The following is an 18,850-nucleotide window of genomic DNA, read 5'->3' as shown; positions in this document are numbered from 1 at the left end:
TGCTCACGCGCACCTTTTGCTGGGCTACCCCTCTCCCCCGCCCTCCCCCGCAAGGGGGGAGGGAGCGCGGTGTGCCGTGCGGTGAGAGCTGGGCTCACAAGCTCGACGAGTTCACTGACCCAATGCCGATTGTCATCACCTTGACGCAGCCACACGCACAACTGTGTTCCCTCCCCCCTTGCGGGGGAGGGTTAGGGAGGGGGGTGCCGCACGGGGACTCTCTCGACCGGTGAAGCGGCTGCGCACCCTCACGCCGGCTTCAGCGACGCCAGCGCGCTTTCCAGCAGCGAGCGCACACGCGCGGCATCGCCTGACTTCACCACCGCGGGGTCGAGATAGAGCTCGAGGCCGGGCGCGCGTTCGGTGATGATGCCGCTCTTCGCAGCCTCAGCATCGTTCAGCGCGTCGACCGAATAGGGAATCACCTCGCGGCTGATGCCCTTCATCGTGATCGCCGGCAGCGCGTGGGCGCGGACGATGTCGCTGACCAGCGCAAAGGTCTCGTAGCTCAGCACGATGCCGCCGGGCTCGGCGATCGATTGCAGGCGCGCGGCGAGGTTCGCCTCGGCACCGATGATGGTGTAGTCCATGCGGTCGCTGCTGCCGAAATTTCCGACATTGCAATAGCCGGAATTGATGCCCATCCGCGAGCGGAACGGCTGCTCGATGCCGGAGGCGCGCCACTTCGCATTGAGCTCGGCTAGCCGCTGCTGCATGCGCCAGGCCATCTGGAGGCAGGCCTGCGCATCGGCGCGGTCGCCCCGGGTCTCGGGGTCGCCGAAGAAGATCAGCATGGCATCGCCGATGAACTTGTCGATCGTGCCGCCATGTTCGTGGGCGATCGCCGACATCTCGGTGAAATATTCATTGAGGAGTTGCGTCAGTTGCTCGGGCTGGAGCCGCTCCGCGGTCGCCGTAAAATTCTGGATGTCGGAGAAGAAGATGGTGAGCTTCTTGCGCTCGGTGTGGATGATGACGTCCTTCTGACCGGAGAAGATGCTCTTGTAGACCTGCGGCGGGATGTAGCGCGAGATCTTCATCGAGAGCGAGGCGAGGAAGTCGTTGGCGGATTCGAGCTCCTTGTTCATGCCCTTGATGCGGCTCGCCTGGCGGCGCTGGAGCGAGAGGAAGGACAGGCCGCTGCCTGCGGCGATCAGGAAATAGGCCAGCAGGAACTTGAACGAGAAAATGTTGGCGGCGATCGGCTGGGCGATGATCACCTCCTGGATGCCCCTGATATCGCCGACCTTCCAGTCCTTCTTCGGGCTTTCGGGGTGGCTGTTGTGACAGCTCACGCAGGCCGGGCCCATCGTGACGGGGGCGACGAGGCGGACCTTGTCGTTGAACAGCGAGGTCTCGGTCTCCAAGATCTTCTGTTCGGGATCCCTGCGCAGCGCGTCGAGCGCGTCCTTCTCGAACTTGTCGAGCTGGTGCGGCGCACGGTTCTGGAACGGGAAGTCCGAGACGAAGCGGTAGGTGATGTTCTCCTGCTGCGCGCCGATCACCCGTCCGAGCTCCAGCGACAGCGTCGCCGGGATCGGGATCGCGCCGGGAACGGATTCGTAATTGTGAACCACCCTGGTCGTACCATCAGGATTGGCGATGATGCGCCCGACCACGTTGGTCGCGTAATAGCTGCGCACACTCGTGATTACCGAATTGAGATCGGCGGCCTGCCGGCGCAGCGCCGTCTTGGAGAGCTCGGTCAGGTCCAGCCACACCGCGAGCGGCAGAGCGAGCAGCAGGAACGCGATCGCGGCACCGGTCAGGACGCCGCTCTTGCGCTGTTCTTCGGCGATCTCTTGTTTCACACTGTGGCTCCGTTGTGTGCGTTTTTGTCGCAAACCTCCCGGGATTTGCGGCAAAGCCTGCGGCGGCACAGAGCCAACAAAAGCGGGCGCGCGCAACCCCATTTTATGGTGGTCGCACCAAGCGTCTTTCCGTTTCATCACGAAGGTCTAAGATCGGGATCAACCTGCGTTGATAATCCGGAGCCACTGCCCATGACCGAGACCGTCCGCATCAAGTGCTTCAATGCGCGCGCCGTGATCGTGCCGATGAACCTGCCGCTCCAGACCTCGACCGGGGCGGTTGCCAGGGCGCCGCTGGTGCTGGTCGACTGCGAGACCGACCAGGGCGCCGTGGGGCACGCCTATCTGTTCTCGATCACGCCGTCAGCCCTGAAACCGCTGACGGCGATGGTCGCGGAGATGTCGGAGCTGCTTGCCGGCGACGAGTTGCTACCGTTCGAGATCGAGCGCAAGTTGACCCAGCGCTTCACGCTGCTGGGCCTCGCCGGCCTACAGCGGCTGGCGCAATCCGGCATCGACATGGCGGCCTGGGACGCGCTGGCCCGCAGCAAAGGCCTGCCGTTGGCAAGGCTCCTCGGCGGCGCGCCGAAGCCGGTCAAGGCTTACAATTCGAAGGGGCTCGGCATCATGCCGGCGGGCGCCGCGGTGGAGGAGGCGCACAAGCTGCTGGCCGAGGGTTTTCACGCCGCCAAGATCCGCGTCGGCCGGCCCGATGCGCGGGAGGATCTCGCCGTGGTGCGCGCAGTGAGAAAAGCCGTCGGCGATCAGGTCACGCTGATGTGCGACTACAACCAGGCCCTGACGGTCACCGAAGCCATCCGCCGCGGCGAGATGCTCGACGACGAGGGCTTGAGCTGGATCGAGGAGCCGATCCGCCATGACGATTATGACGGAAACGCCCGCATCGCGGACGCGCTGCACACGCCGGTCCAGATCGGCGAGAATTTTGACAGCGCCTTCTCGATGCAAGCGGCGCTGTCGGCGGAAGCCTGCGACTACGTGATGCCTGATGTGCAGCGCATCGGCGGCGTCACCGGCTGGCTCCGCGCGGCCGCGCTCGCGCATGCCTCCGGCATCGAGATGTCGACGCACCTGTTCTCGGAAGTCAGCGCGCATCTCTTGTGCGTGACGCCGACCGCGCACTGGCTGGAATATGTCGACTGGGCCGACGCGGTGCTTTCGACGCGATTGAAGATCAAGGACGGCTTTGCTCTGCCGAACGAGGAGCCGGGCAACGGCATTGCGTGGGACGAGGGAGCGGTGAGGAAATATCTGGTCAGCTGATCCGGCTACGCTCGCGCGAGGGAAAAGCCGGACTGGCCGCGAAGGAACCCGTTGGCAAAGGCGACGCCCGGGTAAAGCTCGGACAGGCGGCCATTTGCCTCTTCGGCTGACCTGCGCCCGTCGAGCACGTCGCGAAAGGTTTTTGCGACTTCGACCATGTCGCAATCCTGCGGCGACAGGCGCAGCGAGCCGATCCCGACCTCGCGCAGCGCACCGATGTCACTGACGAGATTGGTGCAGGCATGCGACAGGGTCTGCACGCCGTTGATGGTCAGGAAATCCTGCTGGTCCAGCGTCTTCAGCGCGAGCCCGTCGGGGTCCTTCTCGCAGACGAAGCGGCAATTGTCCTTGGAGAGCTTGTGAAGCCGCGCGTGATAGCAGCGGGCCGCGATCGCCAGCGGCACCCTGCCGAAAGCGAATATCTCGATCACGGCCTCCGGCAGCGCCGCGGCGATCGCCGCCGCTGATGCGACCGGCAGTTCGGGCGGCAAGCAGATGCGCGCGGCGCCTTGCCGGACGTGAAAGGCCGCGCTGGTCTCGTTGTAGATGTTGACGAAGGGCCCGATGGCGTGCGGCCGGCCCTTGATCGACCTGAGGCAAGTGAGGTCGTTGACCTCGACCAGCGCGTCCCCGGCGGCGCAGAGCTCTTCGGTCTGGCGCCGTTCGCGCCGCAGCGACACCAGGATCAGCGAGCCCAGCAGGACCTGCTTGCCGGCCTGCTGGAGGCGTTGGATCACCTCAGGCAGATGCTCGGCGAAGAACGGAGACCGTTTCGAGCACACGATCTCGCCGACGGAGACGACGTCGACCGGCGCCTCGTCGGCGATCCGGAAGTAGAAATCGCGCCAGCGCTCCGGCGCCCAATTGTACAGGACCGGGCCGAGACTAAGCTGCATCGGGGCATCTCTCATTCATGCTGGACCGCCAGCCCTCGCTTCACCAGTCATCGCCGAACGATCATCGCCATGTCTTGCGATAGGCGCCGAGCGTGGAGGCCTGGCCTTCGGTGAACGGCTTCAGGCTCACGATATCGGCTTCGCTTCCATCCTCCAGCGTATCGAGCGCGCGGCGGAAGTGACGGACCACGCTCTCGATATAGGCGCGTCCGCGCTGGCGTCCCTCGATCTTCAGCGCGGCCACGCCGGCGCTCCGCAATCCGCCGAGCAGCGTCGTGGCGTCGAGGCTGACCGGATCCTCGAAAATGTAGCCGTCACCAAGCGCCGTCGAGAAGCGCCCCTTGCAAAGGGTCGGATAGCCCGCGGCTTCCTGCGGAGCGAAGCGGTTGATGGTGAAGCCGCCGAGCCGGGATGTCGTTCCTTTCGCGGTCTCCTCATAGGCCACGTGGCTTGCCGGCGAGCAGACGCCCTGCATGTTCGGCGATTTCCCGGTGGCATAGGACGACAGGGAGCAGCGCCCTTCGGCCATCACGCAGAGGCCGCCGAACACGAACACCTCGGTCTCGCATGTCGTCTCGCGGGTGATCTCGGCGATCTCCGAAACGCTGAGCACGCGCGGCAGCACGACGCGGCGCGCTCCGAACGTCTCGACATAGAAGGCGATGGCGTCGGGGTTCGCGGCCGCCGCCTGCACCGAGACATGCAGGCGCTGGTTCGGATGGCGCCTTGCGACATAATCCATCAAGCCGATGTCGGCGACGATCAGCGCGTCCGCACCGGCATCGACGGCATCGTCCACCGCCCGTTGCCAGAGCGCCACGGACGACGCCCGCGGAAAGGTGTTGATAGCGACGAGGATGCGCGCGCCGCGTCCATGGGCAAAGGCGATTCCCTTGCGCAGCTCATCGCGGCTGAAGTTCAGCCCCGGAAAATTGCGCGCATTGGTCTCGTCGTTGAAGCCGCAATAGACGGCATCCGCGCCGGCCTCGATGGCGCTCCGCAGCGCGGCCGGCGTGCCGGCGGGACAGATCAGCTCCATCACCCCTGCTCCCGGGGCGCGCCGGTCAACCTGTCCCGCGCGAGCTCGAACGAACGCCTGGCCGGCTCGCCCAATGGACCGAACAGGGACGCCAGCTCTGCGGCCAGATCGAGCCGCGCATCGTCGATCGCGTTACGCAAGGCCAGCACCGCCTCCATGTCGCCCTCGATTCCGAGCTGGCGCGAGAACATCAGCGCATCGCCGTCGACCCTGCCCTCGACCAGGGCCAGCAGGTTCGCGAGCGAGGCGGAGACGCAGGCGTCCAAGCCGGATGGCAATTCGCGCACCACCGACAATCGCGCCGGCGCGGCCTCGACGATGAACGCGAACGGCAAGTCGGTCGGCTTGATTCCGAACCGTGCACGGCGATGTTCGCCGAGCCTGTCGAGCAGGCCGGGATTGCGCCTCAGGATCCGCTCCAGGAACCCACCGAGAACGAGTTGCAGCGGCAGCAGGGGCAAGGGACGCAGCGCGAGCGCGAGAAGCGGCGGGATTGTCGGCAACGGGCCGGACGCGAGGGACGAATGACTCATGGGACATATCTGAGCCGATTGCGCGCGAATGTATTTGAGCGGGAACAATGAGGAGCGAAATCGCTCCGGCTAGCTTCTGCTCCTTTCAGGAGATTGTCCGCTTGCAACGTGACGTTCCGCGCTTCCGCGAATTATCCGACTTCCTGCGCTTCATCGAAGGCAAGGGACAATTGCGACGCATTCGCGAACCGGTCTCCGTGGTCCATGAGATCACGGAGATTCACCGGCGCGTCATCGGCGAGCACGGACCGGCACTATTGTTCGAGCGGCCGATCAGGGCCGACGGCCTACCATCCGGCATGCCGCTCCTGACCAATCTGTTCGGCACGGTGGAGCGGACCGCGTGGGGCATGGGCATCACGCCTGACCGGCTCGAAGAGCTCGGCGCGATGATGGCCGAGTTGCGCGCACCGCGCCCCCCGCACGGCGTTCGGGATGCCTGGCGCAAGCTGCCGCTGGCCCGCGCCGCGCTTGCGACCCGGCCGCGCTCGCGCGCAGCCGCGCCGGTCCAGGATCGCGCCGCCATGGGCGAGGACATCGATCTGACGAAACTGCCGGCGCAGATCTGCTGGCCGGGCGAGCCTGCCCCATTGATCACCTGGCCACTGGTCATCACCGCGCCGCCGGCATCGCCGACCGCCGACCAGGAGGAGAATGTCGGCGTCTATCGCATTCAGATCCTCGGCCGCGACCGCGCCATCGTCCGCTGGCTCGCCCATCGCGGCGGCGCCCGGCATCATCAGCAATGGAAGGCCGTGGGGCGCGACATGCCGGTCGCAATCGTCATCGGCGCCGACCCCGCGACCATCCTTGCCGCGGTAATGCCGCTGCCCGAGACGATCTCCGAGCTGCGCTTCGCGGGCATCCTGCGCGGTGAGCGGCCCGAGCTGACGCCCTGCCTCACCGTACCGCTCGAGGTCCCTGCCACGGCCGAGATCGTCATCGAGGGCTTTGTCTCGGCGACCGAGACGGCGGCCGAAGGTCCCTATGGCGATCACACCGGTTACTACAATTCGGTCGAGCAGTTTCCGGTGCTGCGCGTCACCGCCATCACGTCGCGGCAACAGCCGATCTATCTGTCGACCTTCACGGGCCGCGCGCCGGACGAACCGTCCCGGATCGGCGAGGCCCTGAACCGGCTGTTCGTGCCGCTGATCCGGCAGCAATTCCCCGAGGTGACCGACTGCTGGCTGCCGCCCGAGACCTGCTCCTACCGGGTCGCGATCGCATCGATCAAAAAGCGCTATCCCGGCCAGGCACGGCGGCTGATGCTGGGCCTGTGGTCGATGCTGCCGCAGTTCAGCTACACCAAACTACTGATCGTGGTCGACGACGACATCGACATTCGCGACTGGCGCGAGGTGATGTGGGCGGTGGCGACGCGGAGCGACAGCTCGCGTGATCTCGTGGCGCTGTCCGACACGCCGATCGACTATCTCGACTTCGCCTCGCCGAAATCCGGCCTCGGCGGCAAGCTCGGGATCGACGCCACCACGAAGATGCCGCCGGAGACGGAGCGGGAATGGGGCGAGCCGCTGGCGATGGATTCCGCCGTGATCGCCAAGGTCGATGCGATGTGGCCGGCGCTCGGCCTCGGCGGGATCGGCGGGCTGCAGCTACGCGAGCCCGCATGAGCGAGCGGCATGGCGTGATCGTCGGCATCAGCGGTGCCTCGGGCGCGGCCATCGGCGTGCGCATCGTCGAGCGGCTGGCGGAGAATCCACACTGCGCGGTGCATCTGGTGATCTCACCGGCAGCGGAGCGTACGCTCGCCGAGGAGGTCGGCCCCGAGGCGCTGCCGCGGCTGCGCGCCCTCGCCTTCCGCGACCATGCGGCTTCGGACATTGGCGCCAGCATTGCCAGCGGCTCGTTTCCGGTCGGCGGCATGATCGTGGCGCCGTGCTCGATCCGGACGCTGTCGGCGGTTGCCTTCGGACAGCTCGACAATCTTCTCGTGCGCGCCGCTGACGTGCAGCTCAAGGAGCGACGACGCCTGGTGCTGCTGGTGCGCGAGAGCCCGCTGCATCTCGGCCATCTCCGCGCGATGGTCCAGGCCACCGAGATCGGCGCGATCATCGCGCCGCCGCTGCCGGCCTTCTATCTGAAGCCGCAGTCGCTGGCCGAGATCGTCGATCAGATCGCCTGCCGCGCGATCAATCTCCTGGACCTGCCGGACATTGCGGCGCCCGCGCAGAAATGGCACGGCGATAGATAAGCGCCAGCGCGCAGCGGCGTTCCGGTCCGTCGTCTCGGGCAGGTCGTTCTGTCGCCGATCGATGAGGGCGTTCATCGTTGCACGCAAGTGCGACAAGCATTATCGATGCTCCATGACCACCTGGCGCCCTCATCCTCACATCCGCGTCGTCGCGATCGGCCTGCACTGGCGGGACGGGCGCCTGCTCGCGGCCGAGGTGCGCGACGATGCGGGCCGGATCAAGGGCGTCCGTCCGCTCGGCGGCGAGATCGAGTTCGGCGAGAGCTGGCGGGCGGCGCTCGTGCGGGAATTTTGCGAGGAGCTCGGCATCGACATTGCCATCACGGGCGAGCCGCTGGTGATGGAGAACATTTTTGCGCATGAGGGAGAGACCGGGCACGAGGTGATGTTCATCGCCGAGGTCGCGCTTCCCGACGGCGCATTCAGCGGACAGGACCGCATCGATTTCCGCGAGGATAACGGCGAGCAGATCGTCGCGCGCTGGTTCGACCTCGCCGATCTCGACGTGGAGGGCGGACCCAGCCTCTATCCGACCGGATTGAAGGATCTGCTGGAGGCAAGAGACGGAACTGCGTGAGAGGCGCCGCTCTCGTCAGGTTCCGCCCGTATCGCGCCGATAGCGGAAGTCGCAATGCGGCGCGCCTTGCATGATCGTCTGCGTGCGCGTGAGCCTGACGTCGGGGCCGAACCCTTCCGCGGTCGCGAAGTCGGCGGTGCAGACCAGGAGAAAACCGAGCTCCGGCTCACCCAGCGCCTTGTAGAACTCGGCATAGGCGCATCGCTTGACGTCGAACGCGAAGGCGTCGTGGCTCTGCTCGATCACGTCATAGGCGAGCGCATCGTCGCGGGCATAGGTCCCGAACGCCGACGAGACGGCCTTGCCGAGATCGCTCTCGTTCCTGGCTTTCCAGAATTCCTCGCCGAAGCCGCGATAGAGATCGCCGAGCGTCTTGCGCACCAGCGCATTGGCGCGCGCCTCGCCGAGCTCGGCCTGGAGCGCCTTGACCAAGGGCACCAGCACCTGCGCCTGGATCTTTGCCTGTTCGATGACGGAAACGCTCATGGGCAACCTTCATCCGGGTTACTTCACGCCACAGCACGATAACTCAACTTGCTGTTGGCGGCGAGAGCTTGCCTGTTTCGTCCTATGACATCCCAAAGCCTACGTTTCCGTGATGTCAGGGTTATCGCCGATCGTGCAATTCTGAAAACGTCGACGCAGCCATCAATGGTATGATGAGTACCATTCAAATGCCGCCGGCAGATGACCAGAGGTGAACATGATCCGACCCGAGATGTCTCCAAGCAACGTCAGGCCACGACGTTCTTCACGACGCCGTCATGTTGCGGCGGTGGCCGCGGCACTGTTTCTCGCCACCACGTACTGGTCAGTCGGAGGCGCGCAGGCTGCCGCGAATGACGCCGAGGCACGAGCCATCTTCGAGAAATTCATCGCGGCACAGAATGCGCATGATGCCGATGCGGTGAAGGCGATGCTCTTGAATTCGCCCGGCACGCTGCTGTTTGCCAGAGGCATCGAGACGCGCGGCCGCGACGAAGTCGCCGCCCGGTTCAAGACGTATTACGAGGGCACCTGGCACCTCGAGCCCGACATGTCGAAATTCCACGTCGCCGTGATTTCGAACGAGGTCATGCAGATCCTCGTGCCGATCGTCTTCACGCGCGCACTTCCGGGCAAGCCGGCGCAGCAGAATACGTTTCTGATCAGCCAGACCTACGTGCAGGATGCGGCCGGCTGGCACGTCGCCTCGATCATGCCGGTGGCGAATACGGAACTGAAGTAGAGGGGGATTGGGCCTGCCTGGCCGAAGCTCGCGGCGGCAGCCCGCCTTCGCCCTTTGGGCTCCGGCGCGGCATCCTTCTCTCGCTATCGCGAGCGAAGGATGGTGGGCACGACAGGGATCGAACCTGTGACCCCTACCATGTCAAGGTAGTGCTCTCCCGCTGAGCTACGTGCCCTAGAGGTCATTTCATCGGTGGGGTCCCTATAACGGCTCAGGGGACCCGGCGCAAGGACGGAAGGAGGCCGATTTAGGCCGCCAGCATCTTGTTCACTTCGCTGACCAATTCGCGCAGATGCACGGGCTTGGACAGCACCTTGGCGTTCTTGGGGGCGTCCGAATCCGAGTTCAGGGCGACCGCGGCGAAGCCGGTGATGAACATGATCTTGATGTCGGGGTCGAGTTCCGAGGCCCGGCGGGCGAGCTCGATCCCGTCCATCTCCGGCATCACGATGTCGGTCAGCAGCATCTCGAACGGCTCTTCGCGGAGCCGCTGGTAGGCGGCCATGCCGTTGTCATGGGACGAGACCTGAAAACCGGCGTTTTCCAGCGCCTTGACCAGGAAACGGCGCATGTCGTTGTCGTCTTCGGCGAGCAGGATCTTTGGCATGGCAGGAAACGTCGAATCCCCAGAGGATATCAGCAGAGGTCACTAAGCCCGACAGAGGGTAAATTTGGGGTGAAAATCTTTACCCTGGACGGATCGCGCTGCCGGCTCCTTGTGAACCGGAATGCGGATCGAATCAATCGAAGCCGACCGGATGATCCCCGCCTCGCTGCCTGCACGGTTAAGACATGTTCCAGCGCAGATCACATCTTTTCGCTTGGCAGAATGGTTGCGATTCCGGACAATGACGACACATAAGAGCCGCTCGACCGGCCGAATCAATCCGTTCAAGCCTTTGCCGGGCCTTACAGGATCCTGCGGGGCCGGATCTTGTGGCGTGAAGGGACGAAGCCTGGGAATAAGGGACGAAGCCTGAGAAGATGACCCGGTTTGACGGCGAGATGTCGCCAGCATTCGAGATCGTCGAGCCCGCCGAATGGCGCGCGCCGGTTATCTTCAACTCGCCCCACTCCGGCTCGACCTATCCGGACGAATTCCTCAGCGCCTCCAGGATCGACCTGCCGACACTGCGGCGGTCGGAAGATTCCTTCATGGACGAGCTGATCGGCCATCTCAGCGCCCGCGGCTTTCCGACCGTGCGGGTTAACTTTCCCCGCTCCTATGTCGACGTCAACCGCGAGCCCTACGAGCTCGACCCCCGCATGTTCACCGGCCGGCTGCCGAGCTTTGCCAATACCCGCTCGATGCGGGTCGCCGGCGGCCTCGGCACCATCCCGCGCGTGGTCGGCGATGGCCAGGAGATCTATCGCGACCGTATCCTGGTCGACGATGCGTTGGCGCGGATCGAGACGCTCTACAAGCCCTATCACCGCGCGCTGCGCCGGCTGATCAACAAGGTGCACCAGATGTTCGGCACGGTGGTGCTGGTCGACTGCCACTCGATGCCCTCGGTCGGCGTCAGCAGGGACGAGCCGCGCCGGCCCGACATCGTGATCGGCGACCGTTACGGTACGAGCTGCACGCCGCTCTTGCCCGACCGGGTCGAGGAGACCATGGGCGGGCTCGGCTATTCGATCGGCCGCAACAAGCCCTATGCCGGCGGCTTCATCACCGAGCATTACGGCAACCCGGCGAGCGGGCTTCACGCGGTGCAGCTCGAGCTCAACCGCGCGATCTACATGGACGAGCGTCGGCGCGAGCGCAGTCCGCGCTTTGCGCAAGTGGCAACCGACTTCGGCGTGCTCGCCGACGTGCTGGCGGCCACGATCCCGTTCGGCGATCTCGGACCGTTCCAGGCCGCGGCGGAATAGGCGGCAAGCCTGCGACGCGCGACCACGTCGCGGATCAGGGACCAGACACAGCTGCGAGCGTATCGGACGCCGGATCTTCACTTCGCATTTTCGCACAGCCGAAGTGAAACAGGCGACCCAAAGAAAAAAGGGCCGCTCGCGAATGACGCAAGCGGCCCAAGTCTAGGGAGGAAACGCCCAAGGAGGGCAGCGGTAACGCAGAGCGCTACCGCACCGCAACAATATGCGGCCGCGCCGCACAAAGTGCAAGGGCTTTTGAGCCATTTCCCATGCAAAACACACATGGCTCTGTTGCTTCCAGAGAAACCCAGATTGGGTTCCTTTGATAAGGAAATTCAATGGGTTGATAGTCATTTGCATACGAACAAGGCATGTTCGGAACTAAGTTTTCAACTCAATGATCGATATTTGGCCAGCAGATGGCTCGGATGAGGCAACCGGCATCGGCATCCAAAATACCAGGGTGCAAATCAAGACAGCGCTGCACGCGAGAGGCGAATTGAGATAGGCAGATGCGAGCTTCACCCGACTTTCGTTTTGAGGATGCGCCGTGACGGTGATCGACTTCTCAGCCTTCATCGGAGGGCTCGCCACCGCCTCCGGCGAAACCATCCTGCCGTTCTTCCGCACCTCGCTGTCGATCGACGACAAGAGCAAGACCAAGGATTTCGATCCGGTGACCGAAGCCGACCGCGCCGCGGAGGCGGTGATGCGGCGGCTGATCAAGGCCAATTTCCCCCAGCACGGCATCGTCGGCGAGGAATTCGGCAATGAGCGCGAGGACGCCGACTATGTCTGGGTGCTCGATCCCATCGACGGCACGAAGTCCTTCATCGGCGGGTTCCCGATCTGGGGCACGCTGATCGCGCTGCTGCACAAGGGCGCGCCGGTGTTCGGCATGATGCACCAGCCCTTCATCGGCGAGCGTTTTTCCGGCGACAACGGCTCGGCCAACTATAAAGGCCCCTCCGGCGAGCGTCGGCTCCAGGTCCGCCGCTGCGCTTCGCTGTCGGAGGCGACGACCTACACCACGAGCCCGCTGCTCATGAACGAGCGCGACCGCGCCATTTTCGGCCGTATCGAGAAGGGCGCGCGGCTGTCGCGCTATGGCGGCGACTGCTACTCCTATTGCATGCTGGCGGCCGGCCACGTCGATCTCGTGGTCGAGACCGAGCTGAAGCCCTACGACATCGCGGCCCTGATCCCGATCGTGACCGGCGCCGGCGGCGTCGTCACCACCTGGGAAGGCAAGCCGGCCCAGGGCGGCGGCCGCATCATCGCGGCGGGCGATGCCAGGGTCCACGAAGAAGCTATGAAACTGCTCAACGGATAGCCGCCCCAAGAGGCTTGTATGAAAAACTGGCGTAAGCTCTTCCTCGCAAGCCTGCTTCTGTTTCCCGCCCTCGCCTCCGCCCAGAATTTTCCGGCCAAGCCGATCAAGCTGATCGTGCCGTTCCCGGCCGGCGGCCCCAACGACATCATCGCGCGCGTGATCGGCCAGCGCATGTCCGAGCTCTCGGGCCAGCCGGTGCTGATCGACAATCGCGGCGGCCAAGGCGGCGTGCTCGGCACCGACGCGGTCTCGAAGGCCGCGCCCGACGGCTACACCATCGCGATCTCCTCAGCCGGCGCGCTCGCGATCAGCCCGAGCATGGAGCGGGTCGCCTACGACACATTGTCCGACCTCACGCCGGTGACGCTGGTTGCGACCGTGCCGGAAATGCTTGTCGTCGCCACCAACGTGCCTGCCAAGGACATCGGCGAACTGATCGCGCTCGCCAAGGCCCAGCCCGGAAAGCTCAACTTCGCCTCCTCCGGCCCCGGCAGCCTGCCGCACCTCGCCGGCGAATTGTTCAAGCTGACCGCGAAGATCGACATCGTGCACGTGCCCTATCGCGGCGCCGCACCCGCGGTGAACGACCTGCTGGGCCAGCAGGTGCAGATGACGTTCCTCGATCTTCCGGTGCTACTGCCGCAGGTCAAGGCCGGCGCCTTACGGCCGATCGCGGTCGGTTCAGTCGAGCGCGCACCGACCGCGCCTGAGGTACCGACCACGGCGGAAGCGGGCTTTCCTGATCTGCGCATCGAGAACTGGTACGGCATGGTCGCGCCCAAGGGCACGCCGAAGGAGATCGTCGCAGCGCTGCATGGCCTGGCGACCAAGGCGATGGCGGATCCGGCCGTAAAGGAAAAGCTCGCCGCGCAAGGCGCGACGCTTGTTGGTGATGAGCCGGAGCATTTCCGCCAATTCATCGCGGACGAGACGAAGAAGTGGACGAAGGTGATCAAGGACGCCGGGGTGGAGACGGCGAAGTAGCGCTCGGTAAGCGAACGGCCTCACACCGCCTCGGCCCGCAAATGCTCCACCAGCATCTTCGCCGGGCGCGGCAGCGTCTTGAAGCTTCGCGCGCAGATCACGAGTTTGCGGTTGGCGAAGGCATCGCGCAGGCGGACCATGGCGAGCGGCATCAGCTTGGCGCAGCGGCGGGCAGCGGCTTCGGGCACTAGGGCGACGCCGACATCGGCGGCGACCATCTGGCAGATCGCATCGAAGTCGCGCAGGCGCGCGCGGTAATGCGGCCGCATGCCGAGCCGGGCGGCGTGCTTCGAAATATGCACCTGGAGCGCGGTGGCGCTGGTGAGCCCGACGAACTCGCACGCGCCCGCCTCCTGAAAATCGATCTGGCGGCGGCCGGCGAACGGGCCGCGCCGTGACGTCACCAACGTCAGGTGATCCTCGCTGAAGACGAAGCGCTCGATATGGTCGGGCAGCGCGTGCTCCGCGGCGAAGCCGAGGTCGGCGGCGCCGGCGGTGATCGCCGCCGCGATGTCGGTGCTCTCGCGCTCCTCGATGTCGATGGCGACGTCGCGATGCTCGCGCAGGAAGCCGGCCAGCGCCTTCGGCAGATGCTCCGACAGGCCGGAGGTGTTGGCGAGAAAATGCACGCTGGCGCGCACGCCGCTGGCAAAGCCGGCGAGATCGCCGCGCATGGCGTCGATCTGGTGGATGACGAGACGAGCATGATCGAGCAGGCTCTCGCCGGCCGCGGTCAGTTCAACGCCGCGGCGGCCGCGCTTGAGCAGCGCGACGCCGAGCGCATCCTCCAGCCCCTTGATGCGCGCGCTGGCCGAGGCCAGCGCCAGATGCGACCGCTCCGCGCCGCGGGTGATGCTGCGCTGGTCGGCGACTGCGATGAACAGCTGGAGATCGACGAGATCGAAACGCATTTGGTCTCCTCCAACCAAGCCTTCGTCCATAGCGAAGGCTGTCTCCGTAACCTCCAGATTGTGCCCGGGCGCGGCTTCGGTCAATGTGCAGGTCATGATCGACCCTTTCCTCATTGTCATCGCCGCCGTCTTCCTGGTCGCCGGATTCGTCAAGGGCGTGGTCGGGCTCGGCCTGCCGACCGTCTCCATGGGCCTGCTCGCGGTGAGCATGGCCCCGAGCCGCGCGATCGCCATCGTCATCGTGCCCGCCATCATCACCAACATTTGGCAGACTTTCGTCGGACCGTACTTGCGCGACATCCTCAGGCGGCTGTGGCCGCTGATGATCGGCACCGTGATCGGCTGCTGGCTCAATGCCGGCGCGCTGACCGGCCCGCATGCGCGCTACGGCACGATCGTGCTCGGCGCCCTGCTCGTGATCTACGCGGTGATAGGCCTGAACAAATTCCAGTTCCGCGTCGCGCCGCAGAACGAGAAATGGGTTGGTGGCGTGGTCGGCGTGGTCACCGGCGTGATCTCCGCCTCGACCGGCGTGCAGGTGATCCCCTCGATGCCGTTCATGCAGGCGATCGGCATGGAGAAGGACGAACTGGTGCAGGCACTCGGCGTGTTCTTCACGACCGCGACGCTGGCGCTCGCCTTCAACCTCACCGCCGGCGGATTGCTGACGCCGGCCAATGCGGTGCCGGGCGCCGTGGGCCTCGCCATGGCCTTTGCCGGCATGCTCATCGGCCAGTCGGTGCGGGCGCGGATGCCGGCGGAGGCGTTTCGCCGCTGGTTCCTGATCGCGATGATCCTGCTCGGCCTTTATCTGGCTGGCAGCGCGCTTCTGAAGGAATTCGCCTGAGAAGAGGCTCACGCCTTCGGCGCGTAGCCCGGCACCCATTTATCGTATTGAGGCAGATCGTCCTGGATCGTCCACCACGGCGCGCGCGACGAGGTGAAGACGTGGAGGCGGGGCCTGACGTCAGGATCGTCATCGAGCAGGCCGGCGGGAATGCTGACGGTCGGCAAATAACTCGCCTTGCCCGGCGTCAGGCAGCCGCAGGTCTTGCAGCGATGGCGAAAACTGCCCGGCGCGGACTCGTAAGCCACCGTCATGTCCTCGCCCGCGACAAAGCGAAACTTGTCGGCTTCAACATGGGCATAGGTGGCGAATGCCGCGCCGGTCAGCTTGCGGCAATTGACGCAATGACAATGCGTCAGCGTGCGAACCTCGTCGATCTCGAAACGCACGGCGCCGCACAGACAGCTTCCACGAATCATCGAAACCTCCCGCGCGCGGCCTCTATCGGGCCGATTGCATGCCCAGTCATTCGTTCGAACGAGTTACCGCGTCTCCAGCATGGCGACGCGGATGCCGAGATAAATGAACAGGCCGCCGAGCGCGCGGTTGACCCAGGCGATCGCGCCCTCGGAGGCCCGCAAGCGGTGCGCGGCCTTTGCCGCGAACGCCGCCAGCACCAGGCACCACAGCGTTCCCGTGCAGATGAAAATCAGCCCGAGTGTCAGGAAGGCGAGCGGCTTGTGCGGTGAATCGGCTGCGACGAATTGCGGCAGGAAGGCCAGGAAGAACAGCGCGACCTTGGGATTGAGCGCGTTGGTGAAGACGCCCTGGAGGAACACCCGCCGCAACGAGCTCCGCGCCGGCTCGTCGATCGCCGATGCCAGCGTCGGGCGCGACCACAGCATCTGAAGTCCCGTGACGACCAGATAGGCCGCGCCAACCAGCTTCAGGATCGAAAAAGCGGTAGATGAGGCCATCAGCAGGGCCGAAAGGCCGATTGCCGCGCCTGCGACGTGGAAAAAACAGCCGCAACTGATGCCCAAGGCGGCGGCAGCCCCGCCCCGCCAGCCCATCTGCATGCTGCGGCCGATGACGTAGACGGAGTCCGGTCCCGGCGTGATGTTGAGCAGCACGCCCGACAGGATGAAGAGCCAGATTTCGTGAATGCCCAGCATGTGAGGTGCCCCGCCGCCCCGTCCGTCTCAAGGGATCGGGCTTAGTCGGTTCGGCGGCCGTCGTCCACCGCCGGGACTGCGTAGGATTTACCTTGAATTTGCAATGCGGATCATACTTTCCCGCGGCCTCATCTGCTCTATAAAGGCAGGGTTCTTGAAATGCGGGATTCGAGGCGACTGCCACGCCGTGGCCAGTCCTCCATCCTTTGGAGCTCCGAGAATATGGAAAGACGTCTGGCTGCCATTGTTTGCGCCGATGTCGCCGGCTATTCGCGCATGATGGGCAGCGACGAGGCTGGCACCCATGCCGCCTTCAAGGCGCATCGCAGCGCGATTCACCCCATCATCCTCAATCACGGCGGCCGCGTCGTGAAGAACACCGGCGACGGCTTCCTGCTGGAGTTCCCCTCGATCGTCGGCGCCACCGAAGCCGCGATCGCGATGCAGACGCTGATGGCGGAGCGCAACCACCATCTGCCGGCCGACCGCGCCATGCAGTTCAGGCTCGGCATCCACATGGGCGACGTCATCGCCGACGAGGACGAGGTGTTCGGTGACGATGTCAACATTGCCGTCCGCCTGGAATCGGTGGCGAGCCCCGGCGGCTTCGCCATCTCGGCCAAGGCCTACAGCGAGGCGAACAAGCATCTCACCGTGCCGCTAGTCGATGGCGGCAACCATCGCTTCAAGAACATCAAGGATGCGGTCGGGGTCTGGACCTGGAAGCCCGAGGGCGCACGGGCGATCGCCCCCGAGCTGAGGGAGGCGTCCGCGCTCTCGCAGCAGTACCGCACCGCGATCGTCGGCGTGCTGCCCTTCGCCAATCTCAGCGACGCCCAGGACGAATACTTCTCCGACGGCCTGACCGAGGATCTGATCCACGCGCTGTCGCTGCAATCGTTCTATCGGGTGCTGAGCCGCAACTCGACCTTCGCCTTCAAGGGCAAGAACACGAGCACCCGGCTGATCGCGCGCGAGATCGACGCCACCTATCTGATCCAGGGCTCGGTGCGGCGCGCCGGAGCCAAGATCCGCGTCACCGCGGAGCTGATCGCGCCGGAGACCGGCGAGCAGCTCTGGACCGGGCGCTACGACCGCGACATCGGCGACTTCTTCGCGATGCAGGACGAGATCACCACCAACCTGTCCGCCGCCATCGCCACCGAGATCGTCCGCGCGGAGGCCTCGGCGCCCGCGCGGCTCTCGACCGACGTGACCGCGTGGGACCGTTTCCTCAAGGGGCTGTCGCATTACTACCGGCAGACCAAGGAGGACCTGGCCGCCGCCGTCGACCTGTTCCGGGAGGCCATCGCGGTCGATCCCAAGCTGTCGATCGCGCACGCCTACCTCGCCACGATCCAGATCCAGAGCATCCAGTTCGGCTGGGTCAAGGGCACGCGGGAGATGTGGGCCGAGGCGATGAACCTCGCCGAAACCAGCGTCCGGCTCGACCCGCGCTCCTCCTTCGCGTTCTCGATCCTGTCCTGGGCCCATGCGATGGAAGGGCATTACGAGGCCGCGATGGACGCCGCCAAGCGCGCGGTCGCACTCAACCCCTACGACAACGGCGCGCGCGGCGTGCTCGGCATCTGCCATTTCGTGATCGGCGAGCACCGCGAGGCGATCGAGCTGTTTTCGATGGCCGCGCAGCGCGACAACAGCGACCCGCGCTACCAATGGGCCGCACTGAACGCGTTCAGCCATTATCTGTTGGGGCAGTATGACGCGACCCTGTCGTGGGCCCGCGAGCAGCTCTACATCAACCCGAACCACATGCAGGCGCTGGCGATCCGAGCCGCAGCGCTGGCGCAATTGGGGCGGACCGGCGAGGCCGTCGAGGCGACCCGCGTGCTCATGGGCAACTACCCGACCCTGAATGTCGACCGCCATTTGCGCAATTTCCACTGGAAGCGGCCCGAGGACCTCGCTCATTACCGCGAGGGGCTTCTGAAGGCGGGCGTGCCGCTCGGCAAGCTGACGCTGGTCCAGAGCGACGTCAAACGCGCCGCCGAGTCCTGACAGGCGGACTGCGGCCGCGCGACGATCTCACGTCCGCTCTTGTTGACAGCACAGTGAATTCAGCCACACTTTGTCACACGCTGAAGTAGTATAGTCGGCGGCGGCCGCGCTGGCTGTTTGTTAGGACTTTCCGCGCTTGATCGGCGCGTCTGATTTTCACGATTCGCTGTTTTCAGGAATTGG

General features: G+C 65.2%; 19 protein-coding genes and 1 tRNA gene. 10 read left to right on the top strand and 10 right to left on the bottom strand.

Going from position 1 to position 18,850, the window contains the following annotated elements; genetic code table 11:
• Window positions 1-248: 248 nt before the first annotated feature.
• Window positions 249-1,811 (bottom strand): adenylate/guanylate cyclase domain-containing protein, encoded by a 1,563-nt coding sequence (locus tag AAFG50_RS05765; RefSeq protein WP_028173881.1) that lies wholly within the window; start codon window positions 1,809-1,811, stop codon window positions 249-251.
• A 192-nt stretch (window positions 1,812-2,003) separates the two neighbouring features.
• Between AAFG50_RS05765 and AAFG50_RS05760 the strand changes: the two genes are divergently transcribed.
• Window positions 2,004-3,095, top strand: a complete 1,092-nt coding sequence (locus tag AAFG50_RS05760) for an enolase C-terminal domain-like protein (protein WP_028173880.1) — start codon at window positions 2,004-2,006, stop codon at window positions 3,093-3,095.
• A gap of 5 nt (window positions 3,096-3,100) precedes the next feature.
• Here AAFG50_RS05760 and AAFG50_RS05755 read toward each other — a convergent pair whose 3' ends face one another.
• The 3 genes from AAFG50_RS05755 to AAFG50_RS05745 form a co-directional block, all read right to left on the bottom strand.
• Window positions 3,101-3,991: a U32 family peptidase gene (locus tag AAFG50_RS05755; RefSeq protein ID WP_028173879.1), complete on the bottom strand. Its 891-nt coding sequence runs from the start codon at window positions 3,989-3,991 to the stop codon at window positions 3,101-3,103.
• Between the two features lie 61 nt (window positions 3,992-4,052).
• Window positions 4,053-5,030 (bottom strand): peptidase U32 family protein, encoded by a 978-nt coding sequence (locus AAFG50_RS05750; RefSeq protein ID WP_028173878.1) that lies wholly within the window; start codon window positions 5,028-5,030, stop codon window positions 4,053-4,055.
• A complete protein-coding gene (locus tag AAFG50_RS05745) occupies window positions 5,030-5,611 on the bottom strand; it encodes an SCP2 sterol-binding domain-containing protein (protein WP_231166624.1) in 582 nt (193 codons plus the stop codon). The genes AAFG50_RS05750 and AAFG50_RS05745 overlap by 1 nt, the downstream gene beginning before the upstream one ends.
• Between AAFG50_RS05745 and AAFG50_RS05740 the strand changes: the two genes are divergently transcribed.
• From AAFG50_RS05740 to AAFG50_RS05730, 3 genes are all read left to right on the top strand, one after another.
• Window positions 5,611-7,197, top strand: a complete 1,587-nt coding sequence (locus AAFG50_RS05740; protein WP_028173876.1) for a UbiD family decarboxylase — start codon at window positions 5,611-5,613, stop codon at window positions 7,195-7,197. The genes AAFG50_RS05745 and AAFG50_RS05740 overlap by 1 nt on opposite strands.
• Window positions 7,194-7,778: a UbiX family flavin prenyltransferase gene (locus tag AAFG50_RS05735; protein ID WP_028173875.1), complete on the top strand. Its 585-nt coding sequence runs from the start codon at window positions 7,194-7,196 to the stop codon at window positions 7,776-7,778. The genes AAFG50_RS05740 and AAFG50_RS05735 overlap by 4 nt, the downstream gene beginning before the upstream one ends.
• A gap of 112 nt (window positions 7,779-7,890) precedes the next feature.
• Complete coding sequence (locus tag AAFG50_RS05730) at window positions 7,891-8,355, top strand: NUDIX hydrolase (RefSeq protein WP_028173874.1); 465 nt, start codon at window positions 7,891-7,893, stop codon at window positions 8,353-8,355.
• Between the two features lie 15 nt (window positions 8,356-8,370).
• Here the strand turns inward: AAFG50_RS05730 and AAFG50_RS05725 are convergent, their stop codons facing one another.
• On the bottom strand, window positions 8,371-8,841 hold the full coding sequence (locus tag AAFG50_RS05725) for an L-2-amino-thiazoline-4-carboxylic acid hydrolase (protein WP_028173873.1): 471 nt from the start codon (window positions 8,839-8,841) through the stop codon (window positions 8,371-8,373).
• Window positions 8,842-9,130: 289 nt separating this feature from the next.
• Here AAFG50_RS05725 and AAFG50_RS05720 point away from each other — a divergent pair, with 289 nt between their 5' ends.
• Window positions 9,131-9,583 (top strand): DUF4440 domain-containing protein, encoded by a 453-nt coding sequence (locus AAFG50_RS05720; RefSeq protein ID WP_231166623.1) that lies wholly within the window; start codon window positions 9,131-9,133, stop codon window positions 9,581-9,583.
• A 100-nt stretch (window positions 9,584-9,683) separates the two neighbouring features.
• On the opposite strand, the gene AAFG50_RS05715 is transcribed toward AAFG50_RS05720, so the two are convergent.
• Window positions 9,684-9,758, bottom strand: a tRNA-Val gene (locus AAFG50_RS05715).
• 72 nt (window positions 9,759-9,830) lie between these two features.
• Entirely contained in the window at window positions 9,831-10,190 is a 360-nt protein-coding gene (locus tag AAFG50_RS05710) for a response regulator (protein WP_007597092.1), read from the bottom strand.
• A gap of 377 nt (window positions 10,191-10,567) precedes the next feature.
• On the opposite strand from AAFG50_RS05710, the gene AAFG50_RS05705 reads away from it, so the two are divergent.
• The 3 genes from AAFG50_RS05705 to AAFG50_RS05695 all read left to right on the top strand — a co-directional run bounded on the left by AAFG50_RS05705 (window position 10,568) and on the right by AAFG50_RS05695 (window position 13,775).
• A complete protein-coding gene (locus AAFG50_RS05705) occupies window positions 10,568-11,458 on the top strand; it encodes an N-formylglutamate amidohydrolase (RefSeq protein WP_011090455.1) in 891 nt (296 codons plus the stop codon).
• Between the two features lie 550 nt (window positions 11,459-12,008).
• Window positions 12,009-12,791 (top strand): histidinol-phosphatase, encoded by a 783-nt coding sequence (gene hisN / locus AAFG50_RS05700; RefSeq protein WP_011090456.1) that lies wholly within the window; start codon window positions 12,009-12,011, stop codon window positions 12,789-12,791.
• Between the two features lie 18 nt (window positions 12,792-12,809).
• On the top strand, window positions 12,810-13,775 hold the full coding sequence (locus tag AAFG50_RS05695; RefSeq protein ID WP_028173871.1) for a tripartite tricarboxylate transporter substrate binding protein: 966 nt from the start codon (window positions 12,810-12,812) through the stop codon (window positions 13,773-13,775).
• A gap of 20 nt (window positions 13,776-13,795) precedes the next feature.
• On the opposite strand, the gene AAFG50_RS05690 is transcribed toward AAFG50_RS05695, so the two are convergent.
• Window positions 13,796-14,686 carry a LysR substrate-binding domain-containing protein gene (locus AAFG50_RS05690; protein ID WP_028173870.1) on the bottom strand — a complete coding sequence of 297 codons (891 nt, stop codon included), beginning with the start codon at window positions 14,684-14,686 and terminating at the stop codon, window positions 13,796-13,798.
• A gap of 94 nt (window positions 14,687-14,780) precedes the next feature.
• Here AAFG50_RS05690 and AAFG50_RS05685 point away from each other — a divergent pair, with 94 nt between their 5' ends.
• Complete coding sequence (locus AAFG50_RS05685; protein ID WP_028173869.1) at window positions 14,781-15,533, top strand: sulfite exporter TauE/SafE family protein; 753 nt, start codon at window positions 14,781-14,783, stop codon at window positions 15,531-15,533.
• 8 nt (window positions 15,534-15,541) lie between these two features.
• Here the strand turns inward: AAFG50_RS05685 and AAFG50_RS05680 are convergent, their stop codons facing one another.
• Together AAFG50_RS05680 and AAFG50_RS05675 are read right to left on the bottom strand one after the other, a co-directional pair.
• A complete protein-coding gene (locus tag AAFG50_RS05680; RefSeq protein WP_028173868.1) occupies window positions 15,542-15,952 on the bottom strand; it encodes a GFA family protein in 411 nt (136 codons plus the stop codon).
• 63 nt (window positions 15,953-16,015) lie between these two features.
• Window positions 16,016-16,648, bottom strand: a complete 633-nt coding sequence (locus AAFG50_RS05675) for a LysE family translocator (protein ID WP_028173867.1) — start codon at window positions 16,646-16,648, stop codon at window positions 16,016-16,018.
• Between the two features lie 222 nt (window positions 16,649-16,870).
• On the opposite strand from AAFG50_RS05675, the gene AAFG50_RS05670 reads away from it, so the two are divergent.
• The gene (locus tag AAFG50_RS05670) at window positions 16,871-18,667 is read left to right on the top strand and encodes a tetratricopeptide repeat protein (protein WP_028173866.1); all 1,797 of its coding nucleotides are present in this window, start codon (window positions 16,871-16,873) and stop codon (window positions 18,665-18,667) included.
• Window positions 18,668-18,850: the final 183 nt, after the last annotated feature.

Source organism: Bradyrhizobium sp. B039 (assembly GCF_038965675.1).
GTDB classification, from domain to species: Bacteria; Pseudomonadota; Alphaproteobacteria; order Rhizobiales; family Xanthobacteraceae; genus Bradyrhizobium; species Bradyrhizobium diazoefficiens.
Note: the sequence above shows the minus strand (reverse complement) of the source record. Positions and strands in the feature narration are given on the sequence as shown.

Excerpts from the sequence above, each read along its gene's own strand:
- AAFG50_RS05735 (WP_028173875.1), top strand. The coding sequence starts at position 7,194 with ATGAGCGAGCGGCATGGCGTGATCGTCGGCATCAGCGGTGCCTCGGGC.
- AAFG50_RS05675 (WP_028173867.1), bottom strand. The coding sequence starts at position 16,648 with ATGCTGGGCATTCACGAAATCTGGCTCTTCATCCTGTCGGGCGTGCTG.
- AAFG50_RS05750 (WP_028173878.1), bottom strand. The coding sequence starts at position 5,030 with ATGGAGCTGATCTGTCCCGCCGGCACGCCGGCCGCGCTGCGGAGCGCC.
- AAFG50_RS05695 (WP_028173871.1), top strand. The coding sequence starts at position 12,810 with ATGAAAAACTGGCGTAAGCTCTTCCTCGCAAGCCTGCTTCTGTTTCCC.
- AAFG50_RS05685 (WP_028173869.1), top strand. The coding sequence starts at position 14,781 with ATGATCGACCCTTTCCTCATTGTCATCGCCGCCGTCTTCCTGGTCGCC.
- AAFG50_RS05690 (WP_028173870.1), bottom strand. The coding sequence starts at position 14,686 with ATGCGTTTCGATCTCGTCGATCTCCAGCTGTTCATCGCAGTCGCCGAC.
- AAFG50_RS05710 (WP_007597092.1), bottom strand. The coding sequence starts at position 10,190 with ATGCCAAAGATCCTGCTCGCCGAAGACGACAACGACATGCGCCGTTTC.
- AAFG50_RS05760 (WP_028173880.1), top strand. The coding sequence starts at position 2,004 with ATGACCGAGACCGTCCGCATCAAGTGCTTCAATGCGCGCGCCGTGATC.
- AAFG50_RS05680 (WP_028173868.1), bottom strand. The coding sequence starts at position 15,952 with ATGATTCGTGGAAGCTGTCTGTGCGGCGCCGTGCGTTTCGAGATCGAC.
- AAFG50_RS05705 (WP_011090455.1), top strand. The coding sequence starts at position 10,568 with ATGACCCGGTTTGACGGCGAGATGTCGCCAGCATTCGAGATCGTCGAG.
- AAFG50_RS05755 (WP_028173879.1), bottom strand. The coding sequence starts at position 3,991 with ATGCAGCTTAGTCTCGGCCCGGTCCTGTACAATTGGGCGCCGGAGCGC.
- AAFG50_RS05670 (WP_028173866.1), top strand. The coding sequence starts at position 16,871 with ATGGAAAGACGTCTGGCTGCCATTGTTTGCGCCGATGTCGCCGGCTAT.
- AAFG50_RS05725 (WP_028173873.1), bottom strand. The coding sequence starts at position 8,841 with ATGAGCGTTTCCGTCATCGAACAGGCAAAGATCCAGGCGCAGGTGCTG.
- AAFG50_RS05740 (WP_028173876.1), top strand. The coding sequence starts at position 5,611 with ATGAGGAGCGAAATCGCTCCGGCTAGCTTCTGCTCCTTTCAGGAGATT.
- AAFG50_RS05730 (WP_028173874.1), top strand. The coding sequence starts at position 7,891 with ATGACCACCTGGCGCCCTCATCCTCACATCCGCGTCGTCGCGATCGGC.